General features: G+C 49.7%; 16 protein-coding genes. All 16 read right to left on the minus strand.

The window, feature by feature from the left end:
• Nucleotides 1-55: 55 nt before the first annotated feature.
• The 16 genes from FJQ58_RS11640 to FJQ58_RS11715 all read right to left on the minus strand — a co-directional run bounded on the left by FJQ58_RS11640 (nt 56) and on the right by FJQ58_RS11715 (nt 25,501).
• Nucleotides 56-1,648: an ABC transporter substrate-binding protein gene (locus FJQ58_RS11640; protein WP_139993486.1), complete on the minus strand. Its 1,593-nt coding sequence runs from the start codon at nt 1,646-1,648 to the stop codon at nt 56-58.
• Nucleotides 1,649-1,724: 76 nt separating this feature from the next.
• A complete protein-coding gene (locus tag FJQ58_RS11645; protein ID WP_139993488.1) occupies nt 1,725-2,633 on the minus strand; it encodes a carbohydrate ABC transporter permease in 909 nt (302 codons plus the stop codon).
• Between the two features lie 16 nt (nt 2,634-2,649).
• Nucleotides 2,650-3,552 carry an ABC transporter permease gene (locus tag FJQ58_RS11650; RefSeq protein WP_139993490.1) on the minus strand — a complete coding sequence of 301 codons (903 nt, stop codon included), beginning with the start codon at nt 3,550-3,552 and terminating at the stop codon, nt 2,650-2,652.
• A gap of 223 nt (nt 3,553-3,775) precedes the next feature.
• On the minus strand, nt 3,776-6,112 hold the full coding sequence (locus tag FJQ58_RS11655; RefSeq protein ID WP_139993492.1) for a helix-turn-helix domain-containing protein: 2,337 nt from the start codon (nt 6,110-6,112) through the stop codon (nt 3,776-3,778).
• Between the two features lie 78 nt (nt 6,113-6,190).
• Nucleotides 6,191-6,961 (minus strand): sugar phosphate isomerase/epimerase family protein, encoded by a 771-nt coding sequence (locus FJQ58_RS11660; protein ID WP_139993494.1) that lies wholly within the window; start codon nt 6,959-6,961, stop codon nt 6,191-6,193.
• Between the two features lie 150 nt (nt 6,962-7,111).
• Complete coding sequence (locus FJQ58_RS11665; RefSeq protein ID WP_139993496.1) at nt 7,112-8,182, minus strand: Gfo/Idh/MocA family protein; 1,071 nt, start codon at nt 8,180-8,182, stop codon at nt 7,112-7,114.
• Nucleotides 8,183-8,547: 365 nt separating this feature from the next.
• The gene (locus tag FJQ58_RS11670; RefSeq protein ID WP_139993498.1) at nt 8,548-9,630 is read right to left on the minus strand and encodes a peptidylprolyl isomerase; all 1,083 of its coding nucleotides are present in this window, start codon (nt 9,628-9,630) and stop codon (nt 8,548-8,550) included.
• Nucleotides 9,611-11,065, minus strand: coding sequence for an alpha-L-fucosidase (locus tag FJQ58_RS11675; RefSeq protein WP_139993500.1), 1,455 nt, complete (start codon nt 11,063-11,065; stop codon nt 9,611-9,613). Before FJQ58_RS11675 ends, FJQ58_RS11670 begins: the two co-directional genes overlap by 20 nt.
• 20 nt (nt 11,066-11,085) lie before the next feature.
• On the minus strand, nt 11,086-12,843 hold the full coding sequence (locus FJQ58_RS11680) for a glycoside hydrolase family 35 protein (RefSeq protein ID WP_139993502.1): 1,758 nt from the start codon (nt 12,841-12,843) through the stop codon (nt 11,086-11,088).
• A gap of 43 nt (nt 12,844-12,886) precedes the next feature.
• Nucleotides 12,887-13,726, minus strand: coding sequence for a carbohydrate ABC transporter permease (locus FJQ58_RS11685; protein WP_139993504.1), 840 nt, complete (start codon nt 13,724-13,726; stop codon nt 12,887-12,889).
• Nucleotide 13,727: 1 nt separating this feature from the next.
• Nucleotides 13,728-14,624: a carbohydrate ABC transporter permease gene (locus FJQ58_RS11690; protein WP_238403995.1), complete on the minus strand. Its 897-nt coding sequence runs from the start codon at nt 14,622-14,624 to the stop codon at nt 13,728-13,730.
• Nucleotides 14,625-14,882: 258 nt separating this feature from the next.
• The gene (locus tag FJQ58_RS11695) at nt 14,883-17,021 is read right to left on the minus strand and encodes a discoidin domain-containing protein (RefSeq protein WP_139993505.1); all 2,139 of its coding nucleotides are present in this window, start codon (nt 17,019-17,021) and stop codon (nt 14,883-14,885) included.
• A 417-nt stretch (nt 17,022-17,438) separates the two neighbouring features.
• Nucleotides 17,439-18,884 carry a carbohydrate ABC transporter substrate-binding protein gene (locus FJQ58_RS11700; protein ID WP_139993507.1) on the minus strand — a complete coding sequence of 482 codons (1,446 nt, stop codon included), beginning with the start codon at nt 18,882-18,884 and terminating at the stop codon, nt 17,439-17,441.
• Between the two features lie 179 nt (nt 18,885-19,063).
• Entirely contained in the window at nt 19,064-20,659 is a 1,596-nt protein-coding gene (locus FJQ58_RS11705; RefSeq protein WP_139993509.1) for a response regulator transcription factor, read from the minus strand.
• Between the two features lie 4 nt (nt 20,660-20,663).
• Nucleotides 20,664-22,454: a cache domain-containing sensor histidine kinase gene (locus FJQ58_RS11710; protein WP_238403997.1), complete on the minus strand. Its 1,791-nt coding sequence runs from the start codon at nt 22,452-22,454 to the stop codon at nt 20,664-20,666.
• Between the two features lie 233 nt (nt 22,455-22,687).
• On the minus strand, nt 22,688-25,501 hold the full coding sequence (locus FJQ58_RS11715) for a glycoside hydrolase family 2 protein (protein WP_202915251.1): 2,814 nt from the start codon (nt 25,499-25,501) through the stop codon (nt 22,688-22,690).
• Nucleotides 25,502-25,516 lie beyond the last annotated feature (15 nt).

Below are 25,516 nucleotides of genomic sequence, written 5' to 3' on the forward strand. Positions count from 1 at the left end.
CAAACGGCGGCCTACTACCTTGTAGCAAAGCCGCCGTTTCCTGTTTATCGTCGTATTAGCTGTTTTCCGCTTTCCAAGCATCGAACTGCTTTTGGGCTTCGGCCAAAATTTTATCCATGCCGGCAGCGTTCATCCGCTGCTGCAGCTCCGTGTAATACTTCTCGAAGTCCGGCATTGAGCCGGTTGTCAGAATCGGGGTCGATTCCTTCTGGAGGGCACTGACCTGTGCGATTTCATTCTTCACCGGCTCGGAGTTGAAGATGAACCCGAGAATGCCTGACGGTTTCCCGTTATCGTTGTTGGCCTTCATCGCTTCCAGTGCGGCCGTGGAGTTCCAGTTCGAATCCCATTGATCCCACAGTGGCCCAAGCCAGTTGTGCCAAATCGCCCATGTTTGTTCCGATCCGCTTGTCGCCTCGATCGTCGGATTGTCTTCCTTCACGTTGCCAGTCTTGACGGTGTAGTTCTTGCCTTCAACCCCGTAAGCCAGCGTATTAAGCAGGTACTTGTCGCCCCAGATCAAATTGAGCAGCATCATTGCCCTTTCCGGATTTTTGGAGGTGGCGCTGATAGCCGAAGCGGCGGACGTCATCGAGTTCGTCGAGATCGTCGGGTAACCGGACATCGTCTCCACCGTTGGGAAGCCGTACGTAGCCGTCGATTTCGACCCGTCCTCGGTGTAGCCGCCCGAATCCCGCATAACGGCATATTTACCCGATTTGGCTTCAGCCAGATAATCTGTCTTTATGGCGGCATCCTTGGCGATGTAGCCTTTCTTGTAGAAATCGTTGATTGTTCTGTAGTTTTCCTTGTTCTGAGGAACATCGAGAATTTTAACGATGCTTCCGTCCAGCTCGCTGTACGAAATGCCTGGCGTAATCGTTGTGTAGTCGTACAGGGTAATGCCGGAAGCCGTTCCGTTGGCCGTAGCCAATAGCGGAATCATGTCCGGCTCGTTCTTCTTGATCTCGGCCAGGAACGGCTCCAGATCCTGAATGCTCTTGACGCTCTTATAGTCGAAGCCGTACTTCTCGACGATATCTTTCTTGAAGACGTGCGCACCAGCAGGTGAATACGGCGTCTGAGCGGGAATAGCCATGATTTTCCCTTTGTAGGTAACCGCTTTCCAGGCGCGTGGGTCGACCTTCGCCAAAATGTTCTGCCCGTACTTCTGCAGCAGATCATCAAGCGGCATGAAGGCGCCCTTCTGCACGTTGTCGTTGATCCGGTTGGACGCAAAGGTGGTAAATACAAGGTCATAAGGCTCGCCAGCAGCCGAGATGAGCTTCATCTTGTCTTCCCAGCCGGCGTTGTCAATGAGATTGAGATGCAGACTAGCGTTTAGCTGTTCCTTAATGATTTTGTTCGCTTCCGTTTCGACCGCTTCCTGATCCTTCATGTTGTCGATCGGCTTTGGCATGTACCAACTAAGCTTCACAAACTCTTCGGTCCCTTTGCCGGCCTCTCCCTCGGGTGATGCGGACGGCGAGGCGGCTTGCGTAGCCGGCTCCGTTGGCGCGGGACTGCCGCTTGGGCTGGAGCCCCCCTCTTCCTTCGAACTGCAGCCGACGACGATCAACATTGCGGCCATAATTGCGGACGTTCCCGTTACAAGCCATTTCGATCCCTTTTTCTTTCTTAGACTCACCTGGAATGCCTCCCTTAGTTTAGTGCTTAATCTATAATTAACAACCGCAAGCGGACAAGCCTTATGGTTGTAATTATCACCCTTTAACCGACCCGACCGTCAAGCCTTGCACAAAATATTTCTGGAACAATGGGAATACGAGCAGCATCGGCCCCGCGGCCAAAATGCACATCGCCATTCTGGCGCTCAAGGAAGGGACCATCATACCTGGCTTTACCAGTCCATATTCAATGGCTTCCGCCGAATTCAAATACTCCATGTTTTTCAGGACGCGGATGAGCAAGTACTGCAGCTTAATCAGATGGTCTTGTTCGACGTAGAGCAGGGTCAGCCACCAGTCGTTCCAATATTGCAAGGCGAAGAACAGCCCCAAAGTCGCGAGTGCTGGCTTGGAGATCGGGAGGACGATCTGCGCAAAAATTCGCAGCTCGCTTGCCCCGTCGATTTTGGCCGACTCGATGAGCGCCTCTGGAATCGTTTGCAAGAACCCCTTCATCAGCATCACGAACCATCCGCTAATTAAGTAAGGCAGAATGAGCGCAAGCAAATTATTTTTCAGACCCAGCCACTTGACCATCAGAATGTAGGAGGGCACCATGCCGCCGTGAAAGAGCATCGTGAAGAAAATGAAGAAAGCGAGAAACGACCGCAGTCGGTAATCCTTGCGTGAGATCGCATATGCATAGGTGGTTGTCACCCACATCCCGACGAGCGAGCCGATAACCGTTGTCAGAATCGTAACGAAATACGAGCGTAACAGCATCGCAGGATCGTGTAGAATGACGCGATAGGCATCAAGCGTGAAGTTCTTCGGAATGATAGAGTAGCCGAACTTCACAATGTCGCTCTCACTCTGTACCGAGGTCCCGATAATGACCAGGAACGGGAAGATGCAAGCGGCGCACAAGACAATAAAAATCAGATGAATGAACAGCTTACCGGTAGTTACCCTTCGTTCAGTGAGCGTCGTCGAATGTGTTTTCATCGTTCTTTCAGTCCCCTTAGAAAAGAGAGTTTTCTGGATTGATCTTTTTGACAATGGTATTGGTAGCAAGCACCAGGCAGAAGCCGACGATGGATTGGAAGAAGCCGGCTGCCGAAGCCATCCCGATATCGCCTAGGTCGACCAGGGACCGATAGACGAACGTGTCGATGACATCCGTGGTGCTGTAGAGCAAGGAAGAATTCAGCGTCACATTGTAGAACAGACCAAAATCGCTGTAACAGATGCTGCCGATCTGCAAAATGACCAGCATGACGATCATTGGCTTAATGATCGGCACCGAGATGGAGAAGGCCTGCCTAAGCTTGCTGGCTCCATCGATCTTGGCCGCATCGTAATATTCCGAATCGATGCCCATCAACGCCGCATAATAGATGACGGAGCTGTATCCGAGCCCCTTCCACACGGCTGCGACCACAATAATATAAGGCCAATATTTCGGATCGCTATACCATAGGATCGGCTCCTCGCCCATGGAGACCAGCAAGCGATTGATGACGCCATATTCCATATCGAACAGCGAGCGGAACGCAAAACCTGCCACGACCCAGGAGATAAAGTAGGGAATGAACAGGATCGTTTGATAGGCCTTCACGAAGCGACGGCTCAATTCGTACAGCAGCAGCGCAACGATTACTGAGAGCGTCGTGCCAAGTACAATGAAGGTCAGATTGTAGAGCAGCGTGTTCCTCAATACGCGGTAAAGGACATCGCCGCTGAACAGGAAACCGAAGTTTTCGAATCCGACTGAGGGGCTGTTCCAGATGCCAAGATTATAGCGGTAGGATTTGAAGGGCAGCAGCAACCCGTAAAGCGGCACATAATTAAAAACAATGATGAGCAAGAAGCCCGGCAGTGCCAACATGGACAAGCCGGCATTTTTCCGGATACTTTTAAGCATTCATTCCTCACTTCCTTTTCCGTGTTGCGTCTGACAAGCGATAACCTCACTGTAGGCCAGGAAAGTAGAATTGTATATTTTAAATCCGGTAATATCCTGCAAAAAAGCGTCGCTGGAGCTTCAATTGCAGCATTTGCACCATTTATAAGGCCGTTACAGCAGCAAAAAACCGGAGCTCAGCGCAGCAGCGCCGAAACTCCGGTTCGATCTTCTCGAAGCCGAACTATATGAATTTATTGACGTTCCTTTGCAAGGCGTATTCCTTCGGCGTCACCTTGTATTTCTTCTTGAACAGGCTGAAAAAATACGTTTCGTTCGTAAAACCCACACGCTGCACGACCTCGTAGACGCTCAAATCCTCCTGGATCAGGAGCTCCGCCGCTTTAGTCAGCCTCACGCCGTTAATGAGATCCGGAATCGACAGCTGCGTCGCTTCCTTGTACATTTTGCTCAGGCTGCGGGAGGAAATCTTCATAATGGAAGCGATCGCGGGTAAGCTCAGGGAGGAATCTCGATAGTTCTTATGAACATATTCCGTGACCGCGTCGACGAGAAAATAGTTCAGCGATTCCGCATTGCCGACCGTTTCCTTGTTGATGGAATCCTGCAGTCCCTCCCGGACGATCCGATGGATTTCGGCCATCGTCTCCTTCTCCAAAATGTGGCGGCCAATCGAGGCGATCTGCAGCGCAGGTGCGGCGGGCGCCTTCGCTTCCTCCAGCGCTTTGATCGCCGCGTCGACCAGCCGAATGATCGAGACAAGAGCATTGTGATAGTTCAGCTTCTCCATCTCTCCGAATAAATTCGCCAGAACCTCCTTCATAGCGGCAACGTTGCCCGACTTGATCGTCTCCGCGAGCCAGTCTTCCAATTCCTTTGAATAGCCGGCTCTTTTATTCTCTGCGTTCTTGCGAATGCGTGCGTTCGTAATGATGGAGCCGTGTCCGAGCTGAAGCCGGTACATCGCCTGGTCCTGCGCTTGATTATACAGCGCATGCAAGCCGCTCAGCGAATCTGCCGGGTCGCTGAGCGAAGTCGTGAACGTTACCTTGAAGTAACGGCTGAATACATCCTGCGCCTCGGTTAGTAGCGTCACCAGTTCAACCGGTCCGGACGCGTCCCGCTCCGGAAGACCGACGATCAGCAGCACGTGGTCCTCCTTCATATCAATTCCTTCGTTCGGATATTTCCGGGCGACGAGTTCAGAGGCTATATTAATCAGCGCAAACCGAAAGGTAGCCTTATCCTTGGCGCTGTAGGCTTGCTGGAATTCCTTGTAGCTGTCGATTTTCAATAAGCATACCGCGTAAGAACCTTCCACAGGCAATGAAATCCTCATTTCCTTGAACAAAGCCGCTAGCTCTGTGCGCGTTATATTGAATCGTTCGTCCAGCAGCCGGCTTAGCCAATAATGCCGCATTACATCCTTGTATTCGTCCTTCTCCTTGTAGAAGAGATCGAGCTCCTCCATCGACTGCCGGTAGACGCTGTTCAAATAGGAGATTTCGTCGATGACCTCGTCATCGCCCGAGCGGCGCGGCCGATCCATGCGGATTGAATTCACGAGATTGCCGAACGGCCGATAAATTTTGCGGGAGATTAGAATAGATACGACAAGTGCCAGAAGCAAGGCAATCAACGTAATGAAAATAATGCTGGTCCGCAGTTTGACGATATATTGATACACTTCGGGTACGGGCTGTATCTTTAACAGCGTCATTCCGGCGCTCCCGACATTCGAATACGTGATGAGGTAAGGCGCGCCGCCGCGCTCGCCCTCGAAAAAGCCGTCCGGATCGGTGTCCGGATGGGCGCTTCTGTAAGCCGACAATTGGGCTTTTGCCCATTCCATAATTTCATAATCACCCGTGCCGTCGTTCAGATACTCTCCGAATTGGTCCAGGATGAAGATGCCGTCGCCCTTGCGCTTGTCGATCATATTGATTTGGGCGATGTTATTCAGCAGCCATTCCGACCTGACGTTGACAATAACGACCCCGTCCGGCTTCAGATCGTCGGGTGAAGTTTCATACATTAAATAGGAGAATACATGCTCAGGCCTCGTCTCGCTGTTCACGAGCTTCCTGATGTTGCGGAAGATCGGCTTCATCTTTGGAGGCAGCTGATCCTTGCCGTACAGCGCGTCGAGCAATTCGTCATGAAAAAACACGGGGCTGCCCGCATTGTAGGTCTGGTCCAGATTCCGGTTATAGATCGTAATGGAATGAATATACGGATTGGTCGAAGTGATCGAGCTGGTAACTTTATTCAAGCGGTTGGCCACGTCGACCATATTTTCCAGCTTCGCGTACATGACCGCGCTCACATCGCTGTTCAGATAAAGCGATTTGCACAGGTTGGCAATCGTCTCGTCCATAAACGCCATATTATATTTGACCTGATAAAGAATCTTCTGATTGGAGGCGTACTCGTTCTTCACCAGCAGCTTCTGGGCGTTGATGTAGACGACCGTCGACAGCGCAACGATCAGGAGCAGAATCGCCACGCTTATCCATAGCACCATCTTCGTAAAATAAACCTTGATTCCAAATCGCTTCATGCGGATATCTCCCCCCGGTTGCCGTCATGACCCAACAATGGCGAAAAGACTGGCATGCGCCAGTCCTTCGCGGATTTTTTACGCCCCGTGCTCCAACCGGTCCACCAGCTCGTACAGGTGCTCCAGGCTGTGCCCTACGCTGTCCAATGGGTCGCCCTCGCACATATCCTGTTCGACGACATACCATTCGACGCCGTTATTCTCGCCCCACAGGAGAAGCGGCGCGAAGTCGATAATGCCCGTCCCGATTTCGGCATAGACGCCGCGCCCATCGCCGGACATATCCTTCAGATGAACCGTCGGCATACGGCCGCTGTACGGCACGATAAACGCCGCCGGATCGTATCCCGCTTTTTTTATCCAGTATACATCAATTTCCGCCAGCACGGCATTATCAGCGGTCGGCTCGATCAAGTAGGACAGTGCGTCCATTCCGCCGACGGTAGTCTCGAACTCGAAGGCATGGTTATGGAATCCGACCGTGAAGCCATCAGCCCGCAGCTCCGAAGCCGCCGCGTTCAGCTCAGCCCGCAACTTGATATACCCCTGCTCATTACGCCACTCGTGGGGTACGGATGGACAGATCAGACGTTTCGTCCCCAGCAGCGTCGCCTCGGCTTTGACATTCTCCGCATCAGAGCGGAGACGCTCGACGGAAATATGCATGCCCGCCACCTTCAATCCAGCTTCCCTCAACACTTCGGCAATCGTTTCTGCCGCAAAGCCGTGCAAACCTGCCGTTTCGACTCCGGCCCAGCCCATGCGGCCGAGCTTTCTTAGTGTCGCGGGAAAATCCTGCTCGCATTCCTTGCGCAGCGTGTACAGCTGAACAGCAAATTTGTGCTTCAATTTGCAGCCTCCTTCGATTATATTTACCAGGCGGTTTCCAACTCGCCGCTAATATCGGACTCTCGTTCCAGCAGTTGCGCCGCGCCCTCCCGCTCGAACGGCAAGGAGCCACGCCCCCAAGCGACCTTTCGAGTCCACTCGGTCATTTCCCTATTTCATGGCTTTAATCATCATTTCGAATATTTTGAGATCCTGACCATAATCTTCCGGCGTCGTCTTGGGGGGCAATCCGTTGGCGGCTACCTGATAGAAGTACTCCAACTCGCACGTATAAGCGTCCTTGTAGGTCGGACGGATTACCGTTTCCTCCAATGCCTCTCCAATCGTCTCGCGAATGTGAAGCGTCGTCGGCAATTGCCGCAGATACGGGGTATCGTATTGTACAAGCACCGATTTGCTTTCCCCAAATACCTCAATGTGGGCATCGAACCTCCCTTGTCGATCCATGCCTGTCTCGAACAGCACGTTATATCCGTCGAACTCGAGAATCGCGGTTTTGAATCGGCCGCCCTGCGTCGCTGCAGCCGCCTTCACGCTGCGGGGGACGCCGAGCATCTCGCGCATGGCGGATATATCATGGCTGTTCAAGCCCAGCAAGAGAGCGTACGAGGCATACTCCTCTGCGGAAGCCTCACCGACGGCTTCCTTCATAAGCCGGACATGCCTTTCCTTGCGATCCTGTGCTGCCTCGGCAGGAATATCGTCGAAGCGGTAAGCATGGATCCCCGACTGTCCCGTGAAGAAAGCGTTAGGCCCGATGATGCCGCGCACCCGTGCGTAATTGATCGGCCCCAGCCCCCGGACTTCTTCCAAGGCCCGCAGGTAAGCCGGCGCAAACCTTCTCATATAGCCGACCATGACCTGAGCGTCCGAGGCATCCCGCTCCCGAATGATTTCGTGAACTTCGGCTTCAGTCATGCACATCGGCTTTTCGACGAACACATGAATGTTTCTTCGCAGCGCCGCAACGACGCATTCGGTATGGTATTCCATATTATTCAATACTAGGACGGCATCGAGCTCTGCCCATTTCAGCATCTCTTCGGCGCTCGTATACAAATTCGTAACCCGATACTTCTCTCCCATCTTGGCGAGCAACTGCTGCGAAATATCACAGAATGCAGCGAGCTCGTAAAGCTCTGGCAACGATTCCAGAATCGGCAAATGAATAAGCTGGGCAACTTCCCCAACTCCGATGATTCCAACTTTCAATTTGGTCATCCTGTGTTCCCCTTTAGTTTAGTCATTCTTCCGGAAGAATAGGGCAGGCCTGATCGCTAGCGCCAACCCTACTCCGTCCATTCCGGCAACCCCAGTTTAACTGCCGCACTCCAGGGGTGTACACTTCAATTTAAGTCTTTTCCTACGATTAAAGGCTGAAGGTCGCAAAAACGAGGAATAAACCTTGTTTAAGCACGCGAATTATTGCATGATCGGGGAAATGCGGTATATGGTTTCTGAACAAAAACAGCCATGGATGCAAATGCATTAATCCATGGCTGCCGCTATTTTTTAAAAATATAGCACGTCTGAAAGAACCTCTTTTACAATTATTTCTCAAGGGAAAAATCGTACCCTTAGTCCAGCTATCCTCCTGTTGCCTTCAAGCGGCCATACGCGCTTGGATTGACTTTGACCGTAACGTCTTTGGCCTTCTCCTCCAAATAGCGATTAAACTTATTCGCAAGCACCTCGCTTTGAAGCTGCGACTCCACGCTTGCAAGCGGCACAGCATAGCCTTCCTTTTTCTCAATCAGCCGAATAATCGTAAAGCTGGTGCTCGTATCGATAACGGAAGAATGCTCGCCAACCTTTAATGGTTTAGCCGCTTGCTGCAGCATGAAGTCTGCTTTTAGCGGCGATTGTTGATCATTCAGAATGATGGAGCTCTTGCGGATGCCATCCTTGCTGTATTCCTTTGCTACCTCCGAGAATTCGGCTCCCGAATCGAGGCTCTTTAAGGCTAGATTTATGCTTTCGAGAACTTCTGCTCTATCTCCATCACTATACGGGATAGAAAATTCATCGAAGGTGATTTGCGTTTGATTCTCAAACTCTGCTTCATGCGTGCGGTAGCTCTCGCTAACCTCTTGTTCTGAAACCTTCAATTCACCCTCTCCAAGCTTTTTCTCGAGATCAAGCCTTACATTGCTTAAGGAGTAGAAATAGTATTGGCTAAGCTCATACTCTCCTAGCCCAAAAATAGCTTCTCCCTTTTCCAAGCTTTTGGCTCTGCCTTCATTATTTTGCTCCCAATTCATCACAAAGCTCTGAAAAGAACTGTCTTCAATGAGCCCTTTCTCCATAGCTAGCAGCTGCAAGGTTTTTCCTTTTACAGCCTCATCCATCGCTTGTTCCTTCAGCCTATCAATCGGACGCTCATCGCCAAATGTTTCCGTCCAATAGTGTTTGCTGTCCTCTGCCCCATAAGTGACATTAAAATAGTTGGTGACCTCGCCTTTTTCCTTGCTCATATAAAGCAGAAATTCGTTGTGCGTGACGGGTAACCCGCCGACCTCCATGATGACTGCGTTCCCCTTAGAATGAGACGGCAAAAAGGCTGCCGCCAATAGGGCAGCAACCGCTACTATTCCAACAGCCGCAACGATTAATGCACGCCGATGCTTGACACCGGTACCCATCGATTGGTTAGCCACGGTCCGGTTCATGTTTCTCCTCCATCTGCGTCCAGTAGACGCTACATTCGCTTACTGTCGGATACCATCTAGACTCGGTAATTTGAATGCGGAGACGTTCGGTTTCAATCGGCTCGAAGCGGCAAATCTTCTTGTATCCAATCACATTTCCTTCGTAGAAGGTTTGCCACTTTTCTCCGTCAAACCACTCTAAATGAAACTTCTCAATGCGCTGGCCTTCCGGCAAATATTCTTTGAGCACAATGCGGTCTATCATTTGCTTGCCGCCCAGCTCTACCTCTAGCCAAGCTTGTTCAATGCCGGCAGAGGGGCGCCAATACGTCTCTTTGAGACCATCCGTTATTCGGGCACCCTCATGCTCATCACTCTTGCAAACAGAGGCAACCACCCGTGAACCGGCAGCTGTATTTGTGCGATACATTCTTCCTAACCGTTCTCCAAGCTCTCGCATTCGCTGCTCATCATTCTCGTGAATAAGACCTCGCCTGTCAGGTGGAAGATTTAGCAGAAAGGTAGAGTTGCCGCCTACCGTTCGCTCATAGAGATCGACAAGCTCCTCCGTTGATTTAACCGAGGCATCTTCATTTTCATGATAAAACCAACCAGGGCGTATGGAAGTATTCACCTCTGCCGGATACCAAACGACGCGTTCTGCTTTAGCCAGCACTTGACGGCTTCCCAAATCCTCTTCATCCGACCCGATGCGCTTTGAGAACTCGTCGCCTTCTAACTGCTGCGAATTAGCTTGTATCTTCTCGTTATCCTGCAGAGTTGCGGGTACGACACTCCATTCCACTTTCCTTGTATGACCGGCTTCATTGCCGCACCACCTTACATCAGGACCGCAAACCGAAATAACCGCGTGAGGCTGATGCTTGCGAATCAAGCTGTAATAGGCATCCCAGTCATAGACTTGCCGCTTGCCGTTCGGTCCTTCGCCGCATGCGCCATCGAACCATACGCAAAACAGCTCTCCGTATCCTGTTAACAGCTCATGCAATTGATTCAGAAAGAAGGTGTTGTATCGTTCGGAATCGCCATAGCATCGTTCATGACGATCCCATGGGGATACGTAAATGCCGAATTTCAGTCCGGCCTCATGGCAAGCGTCGGATACTTCCCTTACTAAATCACCTTCGCCGCTTCTCCAAGGGCTGCTCTTTACCGAATGATCCGTCCATTCGCTTGGCCATAAACAGAAGCCGTCATGATGCTTGCAAGTCAGAATAACGGCTTTCATCCCTGCGCTTTTGCATGCGGCTACCCACTGCGCTGCGTCCAGCTCCGTCGGATGAAAGAGCAGGGGCGACTCCTCACCCGTCCCCCATTCCCTATCCGTAAACGTATTAACCGTAAAGTGGATGAATCCGTAAAACTCGATTTCTTGCCAAGCCAGCTGCCGGGATGATGGAGCGACAAGCGCCGCTTCAATAACCGAAACACTCATTCTCTAACCTCCTTAACTATTTATGCGCCTAAATCTGCTTGATCGGTTAACGTTACGACGGCTTCGGCAGTGCCGTGAAGCTCGAATACGATGAACTCATTTACTCCAGCTCGCAACAAAGGCGCGGGAATATACAATGTTTTGGTTGGTCCTACTTCCCAATACCTGCCCAAATGAACGCCATTAATGAAGACATTCCCCTTGGTCCAGCCTTCAAGGGTGATGAAGGTATCCGCGGGCTGATCTATCTCAAGCATCCCTTTGTAAAAAACAGGGTGGGAATTCGACGGCTTCTCTTCCCCTTGTACTTCCGTAAACACCAGCTCGATTAAGCTGCTTAATGGCAGCGGATACATGGTCCAGCCGTATAAAAATTGGTTATCCAGCCTTACCCCCTCCGTAATTCCTTTGGGATCACGGAGATATGGCCCATAATTAATACGGCCCATATTTTCGACCAAAATGTCCAAACGAACACCTTGTTCCGGTACGGTTATTGGCAAGGTACGAGGCGACCAACGTTCAATGACGCCCCTATGCTCACCGTCGACAAAAACCAAAGCCCTGTCTCTTACTTCTTGAAGCGTCAGCTGTGCCTCGGATCTCGGGCCTCTGACAAATGTGGAATAAAGAATATACCCCTGCGATTGGCCCAGCTTCTCCATTGGCTCCGGGCAAGCCCGCAAGACTGGCTCCGAGAGGGCATCTAGCTGCTCGAATAAGCTTGCTTGCAGCTTCATCACTACTCTTCCATAGGCTCGTTTGGCTATGGGCTCTGGCAATTGCAAAGCTGGCAGCTGGACATGCTTCTCAAGCACTTCCCGCACTGCATAAAACTTAGGCGTGGGCTCTCCCGACTCATTAAGGAGCGTGTCATAATCGTAACTGTTTGTCGTAGGCTCATATTGATGAACATGGTTGGCACCGTTATAGAAACCAAAGTTCGTTCCCCCATGAAACATATAGAAATTGACCGAGGCGCCTGCGCCCAGCATTTCATCCAAAGCCTCTGCTACCTCCGAGGGCGGCCTAGTTTGATGGCTTTCCATCCAATGGTCAAACCAGCCATTCCAGAACTCCATACACATAAGCGGTCCATCCGCCTGATATTCGCGAAGCTTATGAAAGGCCTCTGTCGGCTTTGAGCCAAAGTTAACCGTGGCGAGCACGCCGTCAATCATACCGCCTTGCAGCATATGGTCTTCCGGCCCATCCGAGGTGAAGAGCAAAACATCCATTCCCTTGCCCACCATTGCGTCGCGAATATAGGAAAGATACCGCTTGTCATTCCCATAGCTCCCATATTCATTCTCGATCTGAAGGGCAATAACCGGGCCTCCATTCGTACATAGCAGCGGCTTCAAACGCGGAAGCAGCTCGTCAAAATATTCATCTACATGCTTCAAATAACTCTCATCATAACATCGCAATCGCAGATTGGCATCCTCAAGCAGCCATGCCGGCAATCCGCCAAATTCCCATTCCGCGCAAATATAAGGGCTAGGCCTGACAATGACGTGCAATCCTAATTCGCCCGCTAGCCTAACAAAGCTTTCCAGATCATTCTGGCCTGCAAAGTGAAACTCCCCTTTGCGAGGCTCATGGATGTTCCAAGGCACATAGGTCTCAACGGCATTCAATCCGCAAGCCTTCAGCTTTAGCAGCCTATCCGTCCAATATTCTGGAACGACCCGGAAATAATGGATCGCTCCCGAGAGCAGGCGCACAGGCGCGCCTTCGTACATGAATTGATCCCCTTGCACTTTAAAAGTCGCCAAACGATATCCACCCTTCCTGATTGTGAAATTAAGCCATACCGAACTATCCCTTTACTCCGCCCAGCGACATGCCTTCGGTCAGTTTTTTCTGCAGCAAAGCATATACGAGGATGGTTGGCGCAAGCACAATGACTAATCCGGCAAATAAAGAGCCCCAATCGGTAGCGAATTGCTGGATTTGCATGAGGTTAGACAAGCCCACCGGAATTGTCTTCTTGCTGTCGCTTGTAATAAAGGTCATCGCTAGAACGTATTCATTCCAAAAATCAAAGAAGCTAAATACGATAAGCGTAATAATGCCTGGCCGTGCCATAGGCACAATAATGCGCAGCAATATGCCGAAATAGCCGCAGCCATCTATCATGGCAGCTTCCTCGTAATCGAGCGGAATCGACTTCATGAATCCGGTAAGCAAATAGACCGAAAAAGGCAGGCTGCCTGTTGCATAGACCGCGCTTAACCAAAAGCGATTATCGAGCATATGCAAATCATTCATGAAAATAAACAGCGGAACAATAATATAGACGCCCCCGATAAAGAGTCCCGCCATATAAAATTGCGATATAAATCCGCGGCCGCGGAACTTCATCCGCCCCAATACATAGGCAGAGGGAACCGCCGCAAACAGGAGAACTGCCATCGATAACAAAACGATGATGACCGAATTGACCATATAGTCTCCGATTCTTGCCGTTGAGAATGCCTGAACGTAATTGTTCCAATGGATGCTCGTTGGCAGCTTCCACGGGCTTTCCATGACCTCTGCATTGGTCTTAAAGGAGGCCAGTACATTCCATAAGAGCGGATATACGACCAAAACGGCCTGTACGAGAAGGAAGAGGCGAAGCGCGGTTCTTCCCATGAGGGATGCTCGAGTGGACATCTTAATGCGCCCCCTTTTCCGTAAGCTTATTGCTTATAAAGGCAAGCAGCATCGAAATAATGAACACAACAACGCCTATAGCCATGGCATAACCGAAATTCGAGTTGGTGAACGCTTGGGAATACAAGTAGGTCATAACGACCTCTGAGTGCCGGTCTGGACCGCCCCCCGTCATGATCGAGACGATGATAAAGCTAATGCTTAGGACGCCGTTAATGCTGAAAATAATCGTAACGCGAATGATTTCCCAGAGCAGCGGAATCGTAATGTTGAAAAATTGCTGTATCCGGGTGGCTCCATCCAAATTAGCTGCTTCATAAAGCTCGGGTGAAATGCTGTCGATGCCTGCCATATACATCACCATATAATATCCGGCAGCCTGCCATATGAGGGTGATAGCCAGTGCCCAGAGAACCGTTCGCTGGTCTCCAAGCCAAGGCTTTGCCCATTCGCCAAGCCCAAGGATGTCTAAGCCAGAGTTCACAAATCCCATCGTCGGGTGATAGATGAAGGACCATAAAATCGCAATGACAACGAACGACAAAATGCTAGGAAAAAAGAAAACGGTACGATAAAATCCGCGTTCCTTTAATTTCGATTGCGTTAGGACGGATGCATTAATCAAAGCAACAATAATCGTCACGACTGGCACGACCAGCATAAGAAAGCCCGTATTGCGCATGGACAGAAGAAAGGTCTCATCCTGGAAAAGGTCAACAAAATTTTTGAAACCGATAAATTTGGGCTTATCGCTTAGTCCCGTCCAAAGGTACAGCGACTTCTGAAAAATCTGAAACGTGGGATACACTTTAAATAAGCAGAATAACGCCAGGCCCGGTAATAAACAGGCAATGATAAAAAGCGATCTTTTTGTTCTCATGGTCATGGCCATCGTCATCGTTCCTTCCCTCTGCCGCACATGCTGCACGGATTCTTGCCGGCTTCATGCAGCACGGATGTCTGTGATGAGCTAATTATATATTCGCGGAGGGCATTGCCAAATGAACAAAAGCGAAGATGTTTATGGAGAAAACCATGACATTCCTGGCATCTCCGCCTGCCGAATCATAAAATCGTACAGGTTCTATCGATGAAGCGCCAAGCGTGAACGGCAGAAGCCGCCGTCTGAAGCCAGGCGGCGGCGTTTCCTTGCTCATTACGTAAACAAAGCGATTTCAGCAAGCTGCAGCTGTGCTGCACCGCCGCTATTGGCGGTCACGTTCAATCGGTAATACGCGTAAGCAGTCGTGTTCGTGAAGGTATACGTTTGGGTTAAGAATCGGCTGGCAAATGCTTCATTCGTTCGCGTATCAAGCGTCGTCCAGCTCGTGCCATTGTTGGAGCCTTGAAGCGTCCAATTTTTAGGGTCTCTGGCCGGCACATCGTTGGCCGACGTAATCGCATACGAGGTTACTTTATGCGTAACGCCGGTTACAAATTGATACTGAATCCAGCCGTTTCCCGTTGTAATTAACCATTTCGTAGAGGTGTTGGCATCGAACGCTTTCTCCTTCTCTTCTCCCGCAGGGCTGCTTGTCGAGCTAGCCGTAACCGTTCCGCCTACAGTCACCGATGTCGGCCCGCCGCTTCCTCCGCCGATTACCGCGGATTCGAATGCGCCGATATCCGGAGCAGCGCCGTTAAATAAGGAGTTGCCATAAAAATCCTTGGTCCCCAGCTGCGGCACATTGTATCCTGCATTTATTAATGGGGAAGTGGCTTGCAGCTTGTAGCCATCCCAAACGGTAGCGCCGCTTTTAAAGCCATTAGCCCCTAGCGTCGGCGTTTGTCCCGGGTTCACCATTTGCGGTGGCGCGATGACCTTCGCCGGATCATTCGGTTCTCCAGCGGCATGGCTGCCTGTGGTGACATAGAATGCATTGTTTCTGAATACCGCCGTACCGTAGCTGCCCGAGCTGCTCGGCCAGAAGCTGGAGGAAGGCGTATTTTTGTCATAGAAGACGTTATTGTAAAAATAGTAAGGCACACTTTTAAAATAAGTAGAGGCAAGGTTAGCGTTGGAATTCGTGAATTTCGTTACGCCGCCGTTATAAATAAATACATTGTTCAGGAAATAGGTGGCCGAAGTGTCGACATCGAACCAGCCGAACTTAATCAGGTATGCGGCATTATCGTCACTGATGTTATATCTGGCAATATTGTTGCTGCTTCTGCCGAGGTAGGACATCCACCCCATTGGATTGTTGTGGGTATAGTTGAATTGATAGACGATATTGCTGTTGGGGGAATCAAAATCGAAGGCCGTTCCATCTCCATTATTGGCACCTGTTGTCGTGGGACCGCCATAAACCTCGTTGTTCTGGAACGTGACGTTTTGGGATTTCCAAGGATAGATGCCTGCGCTCTCAGCATTGTAGCGTTTCGACCAGCCGTCGACAACGTTGTACTCTACAATCGCATCCTTCGCATCACAAACATCGATAGCCCCTTGCCCAATGTTGCGCATATAATTGTGGCCGATATAAATATTCGTTTGCCACAAATTATTAGGCCCAATCTCATCTTGGAATGCCGTGGTTGTCGTGTAATTGAAGTTGGCAATCGCAAGCAAATCAACCTTCTCAATCGTATTGTTCTCGATCCGGACGTCGTTGAAGGTCATATTGGCCTTTAACGCTCCAATGACATAAAACATAATGCCGCCGTTAAAGGAAGCGTTTCCATATAAATTTGGCCATTCGTTCGGGCTATCCACGTCATGCACATAGTTGTCATGAATATAAATATGGTCCATGATGGTGTCTCCGCCCGCTGCCACTTGATTCGTGTCCAGCACGATCAGAATGCCGTCTCGAATGTTGGAAGGCTTGCTGCTTGCATACGTAGTCGTAACCAAATCTACGTTAAAGTTATCGTCATTCGTCACTTCGAGGTTGCTGATCTCCCAGTACTGCTGGTTCCGCAGCATAACGGCGCCTGTCGCTTGGTAATCGCGCTGGGTTCCTCCGCCATTAATAATGGGACGAGCGGTTCCTCCGTACTTATCAATTTTAATGGGGGCATTCGCATCTCCTGAGCCTTTCGGCCATAGCTGGCCGTTCCATACTCCGCCTGATTTGAACAGAATTTGGTCGCCTGGCTGGAACGTCGTTGCATTCACCTTCGTTAAGGTTTTCCATGCGGCACTGGTTGAGGTCCCGCTGTTCGTATCGTTTCCGGCAGCAGAATCAACGTAATAGGTCGTATTTGCCGCGCTTGCAGGCGCTGGCCCGATTACAAATATAGTGGAACATAAAACTAGCAAAGCTAATACACTTAAAAAATGCTTTTTCATGTTATTGCTCCCTCCAAACTTGTTTGAACTTCTCATTAAGTTGGAAAATCGCTAGCTTTCCTTTAACCTGCCGTTAGCTTGAATACATATCACCTCTCTTACCCTATGGTTTGGTGCCAGTTCCGGGTAGATGCCTATCACCCCCTCTCCATTCTGGAGCAAGCCGATCATGGAATGAGACAGTAAAACCAATCGCTTCAAGTGTGTGCGTTGCGCCGCCAGTTGCTCCTTATTATAGATTCACATTAGAATTCACCAAATGAACAAAATGGACGATCTACATAGAGGATTTTCAGGTTCCTCGCAAAAAAAAAGCCCGCAACAAAAAAAGCAGAATGAGATGGAGGTAAACCCCACCGCTCATCCTGCTTTTCAACTGCTTCTTAATCACCTTTATGACTATGATTCCAAAACAGGTTACTGTGCTCCAGCAGCATCCAATTCCTTCTTAATTTCCGAATATACTTTATAAAGCTTTTCACTGTACTGCTCCAAGGTCATTTGCTTGCTCATAATCGAGGAGAATGGCTTATACACTTCATCACTAGGGTTGTATTTGCTGCCTTTCGCTACAGGCATAAAGTTGCCGTTTACTGCGATCATGCCGTCATCCGCCGCTTTATACACGTTATACGTTGTCTCCGTAATGTACTCCTTCACTAGATCCGGCGCGCCTTTAACCGCCATCACCGCTTTGGCCTTCTCGCCATTGAGCTTAATAACCTTATCCGTGTACAGATACTTGAGGAAGGCTTTGGCAAGCTCAGGATTTTTGGCTTTGGCGGGAATCATGACGGTCTCTACGCTGGTCAGGGCTGATACCGGAGCATCCGCTCCGAACGATGGAACGCCTAGATAACCGAATTTAAACCCATCCTCACGAGGCGCATCCTTCATTTCATCCTCGAACCAGCTGCCGTTAGGAATAAACATCGATTTCCCTTGAAGGAACGCCGTCTGCGATTGGGTGTGGTTAAGCGCAACCGTTCCATTCATCAGGGCATTATCCTCTGTCGCAAGCTTCTCAACAAGGGCCCACACCTGCTTGAACGTATCGCTCTTCCAAAACTCAGGATCGAAGTCGAAAAATTGCTTCAATGCGTCTTGTCCTCCCGCCCCATAAATGGCAGGCACGATCATTTCTTCCAAATAGCCAGGATAAATCCCTTGGTAAGTAAAGAGCGCGCGTCCGTTCTCTTTGGCTGCCGCATTTGCGGCAAAGAAATCATCCCATGTTTTTGGCGGCGTAATCCCTTTGGCATCGAATAACGCTTTGTTGTACCACAAGCCCATAACGCCAAAGTTGTAAGGCGCCAAATAAACTTTGCCATCATCATATGGTGCCGTAGCCCGGGAATTCAGCACGCCATCGAGAATTTTATCCTTTAGCGGAGTACCCTCCGGCGTTAATTCATCAAATACGGCCGTCAGATCAAGCAGTGCTTTGTCTTTAATCAGGCCATTCACAAGAGGCGTATTGTCACTGCCGGCAATGTACATGAAATCCGGCGGGTTGCCGGCAACGATTTTCGGACGAACCAGCTCAGCGATTTTGGGGCTGGCCGTAATGCTGATTTTCGTTCCTGGGTAATCCTTCATGAATTCCTCAGCGACGCTGTCCCAGAATTCCCTGCCATAGCCGCCTTGGAAAACAGCAACGTCCAGCTCCGGGTTATCAAACGTTTGCTTCTCTGGCGCAGTGCTCTCCGACGGAGCAGCGGTGGCTGCCTCCGTTGCTGCCGGTGCAGTCGGGGATGTCGGCGAAGGCTCATTATTTGCGTTGTTGCTTGATCCACAGCCAGCTAACATCGTGGTCAACAGAATAGCGGCTGATGCAGCCGTAAACCAATTCTTTTTTCTCATGGATTTAGTGACCCCTTTCGTTTGTGATGAGCTTTATTATAAGTTCACCGGGGGCATTACCAAATGAACAAAAGAGCGGATGATGATGGAGAATTTTAAGCCTGCTCCGGAACTGAATGAACGAGCCTATCCGATTCTTATTAATCTCATCCCTTACCTGTACGATCTTATGATTTCTTTTACCTTGGAGAAACGCCAATGACATTTTTGGGGGCGCTGCCAAAGCGCTTTCGAAACAAACGGTTGAAATAAAAGGGATCTGGAATGCCTACCTCAATTGCAACCTGCTTTACCAGGTACTTTCCGGATAATAACAGCTCGTAGGCTTTGTTCATTCGTATTTCATTTAACCGCGTAAGAATGCTGCTCCCTGTCTCTGCTTTGAAGATTTGACAAAGATACGGCTCTGACAGCGCTACGTAAGAGGCAACATCCGAGATGGACACTCGGTCGGCATAATGTTGTTCCAAATACGCCAAGGCTTGTCGAATTTCCTCGCGCAGCGCCGAGATTTGGGGGCCTTTCCCGATGGAGCCCAATAGCTCATCCGACATTTCTTTAATGAGAAGCTTTAAGCTGGAATCCGAGTCCGCCGCTTCGATTTTCTCTATCCAGCATTTCTCGTTCCACGGCGTTTCCTTCTGCTGCGCGATCAAGTTAGACAACCCCCAAATGCCGCCTCCTAAAATTCGCTTAAGCGACTTTGAATGGACGCCATGCTTCGCTGCAGATTCAATCAAGACAAAAGCGCTTTCCACCCAAAGCTCAATGGCGCTCCCGCCGAAGCCGCGCAGGCTCTCTTTCAGCTTCGTTTCCGCTGCGCGAAACCCTTCATCCGTATCAACGGCAAGCTTCGTATTTGAATGGTAGCCTTCTTTATAGGCAGCATAGAACCTGAGCTCCTCTGCCTGCCTATTCCTGTACATTTGCTCTATAAGGCTTTCAAGGGATGCCGCGACTTGAGCATAAATCACATTAACAGCCAGCCCATAATACATTTCCGAAAGCTTAGTCATACGCTGGGCAATCTCTTCAGGGTCAACGATATTTTGCACAAAAGGTGTCGCCGTAATGAGAGTGTAACGGTTCGGCTGCGTATAAAACACAAATAAAAATAGCTTCTTCGGAAAAAGCCCCTCGGCAAGCTTTTCTAGCGTTTCATGGAAATCTATCGTCTGATTAGGATGGAGCTCCCCCTCTTGCAAATAGAAATTGAACGTATAACAGCATGATCCATCCAGCATAGCTGCCGCTCTCTGCTGTTCTTGATTGAAAGCAGTTAGATGGATATGGCCCGCTTCGCCTTGCTCATAATTTTTCAACAAATCATACAGCCGTTCAATCTCTCCGTTTGCATGGTCATTAATAGCTATGGGGGCCGCAGCATGAATCTTCTTCCCATCCAGCTTAACCGCGATTTCTTCGAGGGTATGCATAAACGTTTCCGTCTTCAACGTGAGCTTAAGCATATAATCGTGGGCTCCGCATTTGAGCGCCTCTCGGACAAGTTCAAAATCGTTATAATTGCTAAGCACGAGGACTTCGCCTTTAAATCCGCCCGCCATTAGGGATTTGATGAGCTTAAGGCCATCCATTTCCGCCATTTTGATATCTGTGATCACAATATCCGCATTCGTTCTCCGCACCAATTCAAGCGCCGAGACGCCGCTCGCAGCGGATCCCGCATACTCAAACCGGCTATCCTCCCATTTGATGATGGTTTTGACTGCATGGCGAACGATCATCTCATCATCTACGATAATCACTTTGTACATGTCTTTACCCTTCTTTCATCGTCATTGGCAATCTGATTAAGGTTTCCGTCCCGATATCCGGCTCACTCCAAGTTTCGATCCCGTACTGCTTTCCGACATGAAGGCGTATCCTTTCATCCACGTTGCTCATCCCAATTCCCGAAAGCTTATCGTGGGAATACTTCCGCTGCTGCACCTTTGCCATATCAAAGCCTTTTCCATCATCCGAAATTTTGAGCAAAAGCATGCCATCGCTAATCGAGCCATTCACAGCGATCTGCACTCTCCGCCCCTCCCCGCTTCCCGCATGGAGAATCGAATTTTCCACAATAGGCTGCAAAATGAATCGCGGAACAAGGCAGCGATACAACTGGTCATCATTCATGCTGCATACTAGCTTGAACGAGTCGCCGTACCTAATTCGTTGGATGACTGCGTAATGCAATACATTGTCCAGTTCCTTCTCTAAGGTAATCATTTCCTCTGTGTCCAAAATCGTATTGCGGAGCAATTCCGACAATGACGCGATTCCCTGCTCCACGTTTTCGTTGCCGCTCATCATCGCGCTCCATTTCAAGGAGTTTAACGTATTGAATAAAAAATGAGGGTTGATCTGCGCTTGGAGCATCTTCAGCTCCGCATCCCTCTTCGCCTGCTGCTCTTCCTCCACCTGGTAGATCAGCCTTTTGAGCCGGTCCACCATCTGATCGATCGTCTCGGACAGCTTTCCCATTTCATCGGGGTGGGTGGCGCCAAGCCTCGTTTCTAATTTTCCCAGCTTGATCTGTTTTGCATATTGAAGTAGGTCACGCATAGGCCTATTAATGCTGCGATAAATCCACATGGCTAGCAATCCTGCCAATAGAAGAATGAGCAAGCAGATATAAATGATGTTTTCTCTAATAACAGCAAGCTCCGAAATAATATACGAGTGAGGAATGAGTCCGATCATATACCAATCTGCCGACCGAATATAGCTACTGCCTACGAGCACTCTTTTCCCATCGATATTCGCATAAAAGGTGCGGTCCGAAGCATTGGACATTAAGGTGTTGAACACTTCCTGTTGCTCGTACAACTGCCCCTGGGGAATGGACGGAGATACCGAAGACACGACTATGCCCCTATTATCCGTAATATAAAGCCTTCCGCCTTTCCCCAGATCTACATGCTCAAAGGTGTTGCGCGAGAAGACCTTCTCGTCGATTACGATAATAAGGTAGCCTAAGCTTTGGTTAAGATTATCTTGCGAGTAAATGATGCGGCTGAGCGCAATTTTGTTCGAGCCTCGATTGGATTGCAGGTGCGTCCATTTAATGTTGCCGGCCGTCTCCGCTATTCCTTGAAGGGCGTCGTTCAGCTGATTATGAGGGTACCATTCGAAGCCCAAATCAAAAAAAGCTTGTTCATCATTGGCGAGAATGACTACATTGGAAATATTGCTAAGCCGAAACACTTGCTCTCCCAGTGCGTCTTTAATATTCGTCTGCAAACCATATTTCTCGAAATCAGTCATGCTGCTCACATGCTGGAGCCCGTTCTGAATGAGGCTGTTGATAATAATTGATTCACTTAGCGTCTCGTATTGCTCAAGCTCTCGTGAAGCATTTATAGCAGAGCCGGCTAGCACTTGCAGAGTGGACGTGCTTAGTTTCTCCGAAATGGACTTCTCGTAGCTAATATTTGAATAAAGAGCAACAAAGACGACAGGCAATAGAGAGGTGATCAGAAAAGCGATTAACAAACGATGCTTAATGGACAATTTCCGCAAAAAAGTAGAGTCCTGCAAATTTCTCAGCTTCAAATTCCCTTTCATTCTTGCACCGCCCGCCTCTTACTCCGTTCATGTATCCTCAAAAGAATAACTCTATCTTAAGTGGAAAATAATGTTCAGTCTACCATGTTAAAAAAAACAATTTTCCTCATCACAAAAAGGAGCATCCCGAATGTTATACCATCAGGATGACCCTTTAGATTAGCTATAGTATAAAGTGGGTTCAAACAGCAGCAGCCCTGCTCACCTGAGAGCAAGGCTGTTACTATTCTAAACTATTCGTTCGGATAAGAAGGATTAATAACCGCTTGGCCGCGATGTGCCTGTCTTTCGGTCACCGCATTCGGATCTAATACGCTGCGAAGCTGCTCGAAACTTAGCTCGCTTGCCGGCTTGAACTCCTCTGAGGCAGCATAGCTGCGCAGACTGTGAAGCAGTTGCCTAGCTTCCGGCTTATCCTGCTGGCCAATTAGATCGCTCGCGCATACGAGCAGGCTTCCGCTGCCTACTTTAGCTTCAAAGATCAAGCCGAGCTTATGATTACGCTCGAAGTTGTCAATAACCTGCACGATTGGGCGGAAATCAGCTGGCAAATCATCCAATACAAGCGAGTGCGAGTTCATCATAATCGGCCACCATTGCCAATTGCTATGGAACTCAGTCGGGAATGCCTGGAATGCGGGATGCTGCTCATCACATAGCAAGCCTAGCGTTCCCGGTGCAGGTGCCGCTTTATTTCCTTCGCAAATGGATCTAAACATCGGGTAACACCAGAAATCCGAAGCGAAGGCCCCGTCAATATGGGAAGATAGCTGGTCCTGCTCGGCAATCAGCAGCACCCGTTCGCCGCGATCCAGCAAATCATGAACCTCCTGGTCGAGCCGCCGACGTACAGGAATGCCTTCATTTGCATTCGTATCGACTGCTTCCGGGTATACCCAAATGTCATAATGATTCATGATCCCGCCCTCCTTCCATGCAAGCTGCAGCGTAAGCTTAGCTGGCGCCTTCACTTGGGACAACTTGATTTGAAGTGTTCCTATGGAAGCCAAAGCACCTTGCTGGGCATCTGCAGCGTCTGTCGTGCCAGCCTCAATTAGCTGATCGCCCTGAGTAAGCGACCACTCCAACTGAACGCCCGAGAGCTCGTTAGCACCGTAATTCGCCATTTCCAATTGCGCTTCGAATGTCTCATTCACGGTATACGTATATCGCGGAAAACGGGCAAGCAGCACGATGTCCGAGCAAAACTCACGCCATTTCTCCGGTTCGATAAACCCTTTTGATTCCATGAACGCATCCAATACGCCCACCAATGCCGTCCCTTGACCAGGGAAATCCTGCAGATCGAGCAATTGAAACCCGCCGAAGCCCGGCGTGCGCAAAGCGGCCTCAATTTCTTCGCGGTAGCATATAACGGCAAGCTGCCCGGAGGCTTGAAAGAAATCATCCGCTTGATCACTCATCCCCGCCTGCTCAAGCCTTTCACGGAAAATTTCAAAATTACGCGCATGCAGAACACCGACATATTTATCGATCTCGCCGAAGTTAGGGAATGATTGATATTGACCGACCTCATGGCTGATGATAGGCGCTTGGATATCCGGCAGATTATGCCTGTAGTCCGTGAGCGTTGATGGATAGCTTGCCTGCACATGTCCAAGCGGCAAGTCCGCATGCGAGAACGAAGCTCTAACGATGGACCCGGCATGTCCGGTCCGCATCGTCACCCAGAAATCAGACTCTTCCGTAAAGGAAGGCGCCCAGAAATAGTTGTTCGCTCCTTCGGCATATAAGCGTCTGCTGTCTCGTTCCCGGTACTCCTTCAGCAGTGCCAGCATCGCTTTGCGGCTCCCATGCAATTCGTTACCGAGCGTGAACAAAGCAAATGATGGGTGATTGCCATATGCTTCCAGAATTCGCAAGCCTTCCTCGCGCAAATACTTTGCCCTTGCTTCATCGTATTCCTCATCCTCTGGATCTTGGAAGGCTCCCCAATACGGCAGCTCCGGCTCGAAATAAACGCCGAGCAAATCCGCAGCCATAAAACCCGCTTCTGGTGGACAACAGGTGTGGAAGCGGTAATGGTTAATGCCATACGCTTTCGCAATGGATAATACTTTAATCCACTCCTCCACGGTCATCGGCGAATAGCCCGTTATTGGAAAAGTTAAAGCGTCATGCTTGCCCCGCAAAAATACCTTCTTGCCGTTATTCGTAAACTGAGTGCCTTCTGTGCCAAATTGACGCAGGCCGAAGTTTACAGCTTGCTCATCCCGGTAGTTTTCTTTCCCGGAAATGGCCTCCAGGTTGATTCCCATGCGATAAAGCGCAGGAGTAAATTCGTCCCACAGCACGGCATCCTCGCCTATCCCGTAATCCCATTCGACCGTTTGAGAGCCTGGCTCTGAAGAGATATTCAGTATCCTCTTTGCATGCTTAGAAGCTGGGAGAGCTGTCCCCGCAGCATCCGACAACTCAAATGAAAGCCGGACATCGGCAACGCTTGAAGTTTCGTTAATCAACTGAAAAGAGAAACGCACCGACTTATTCGCTACATCGGGATAGGCATTAATCCGTTCCACACGGATCAATTCTGCCGCCTGTATTTCGATTTTGCCCAGCAGTCCGTTCCAGTTCGTTTGCGTGTCGGGGGATGTCATATGCCCACCTTTAACCGGCAGGCTGCTATTATCAACCATTACCGTTAACGTATAAGTTCCCGGAGCCATCGCTCCCAATTCATAGACATGAGGCGCGCTGACACTATTCTGAGTACCTTTCCATTCTTCGCCGATCCACACCTGCGTTATTCTTGTTCGTTCCATATACAGCCGAATAGGCTTGCCCGCCCAGGCTGGCTTAATTTCAATATCACGCTGGTACCAAGCATATCCAGTTAGCGGATACGTTTCGGTAAGATGGGCTACTTCCCTTGCAAGGTTGTATTTCCCTTTTTTATTTTCTGCAGTCGTTCCCGGCAGTTGAATATTATCTTGCAGCTGCTCTTTATAATATTGCTTGTCGATCCCCTTCTTCGACTCATCTAGTTGAAATCTCCACGTTCCCGCAATGGACTCTATCATCATTTCTATCCTAGCCTC

Origin of the sequence: Paenibacillus paridis, from assembly GCF_006345825.1 — a bacterium.
In the GTDB taxonomy this organism is placed as follows: domain Bacteria; phylum Bacillota; class Bacilli; order Paenibacillales; family Paenibacillaceae; genus Pristimantibacillus; species Pristimantibacillus paridis.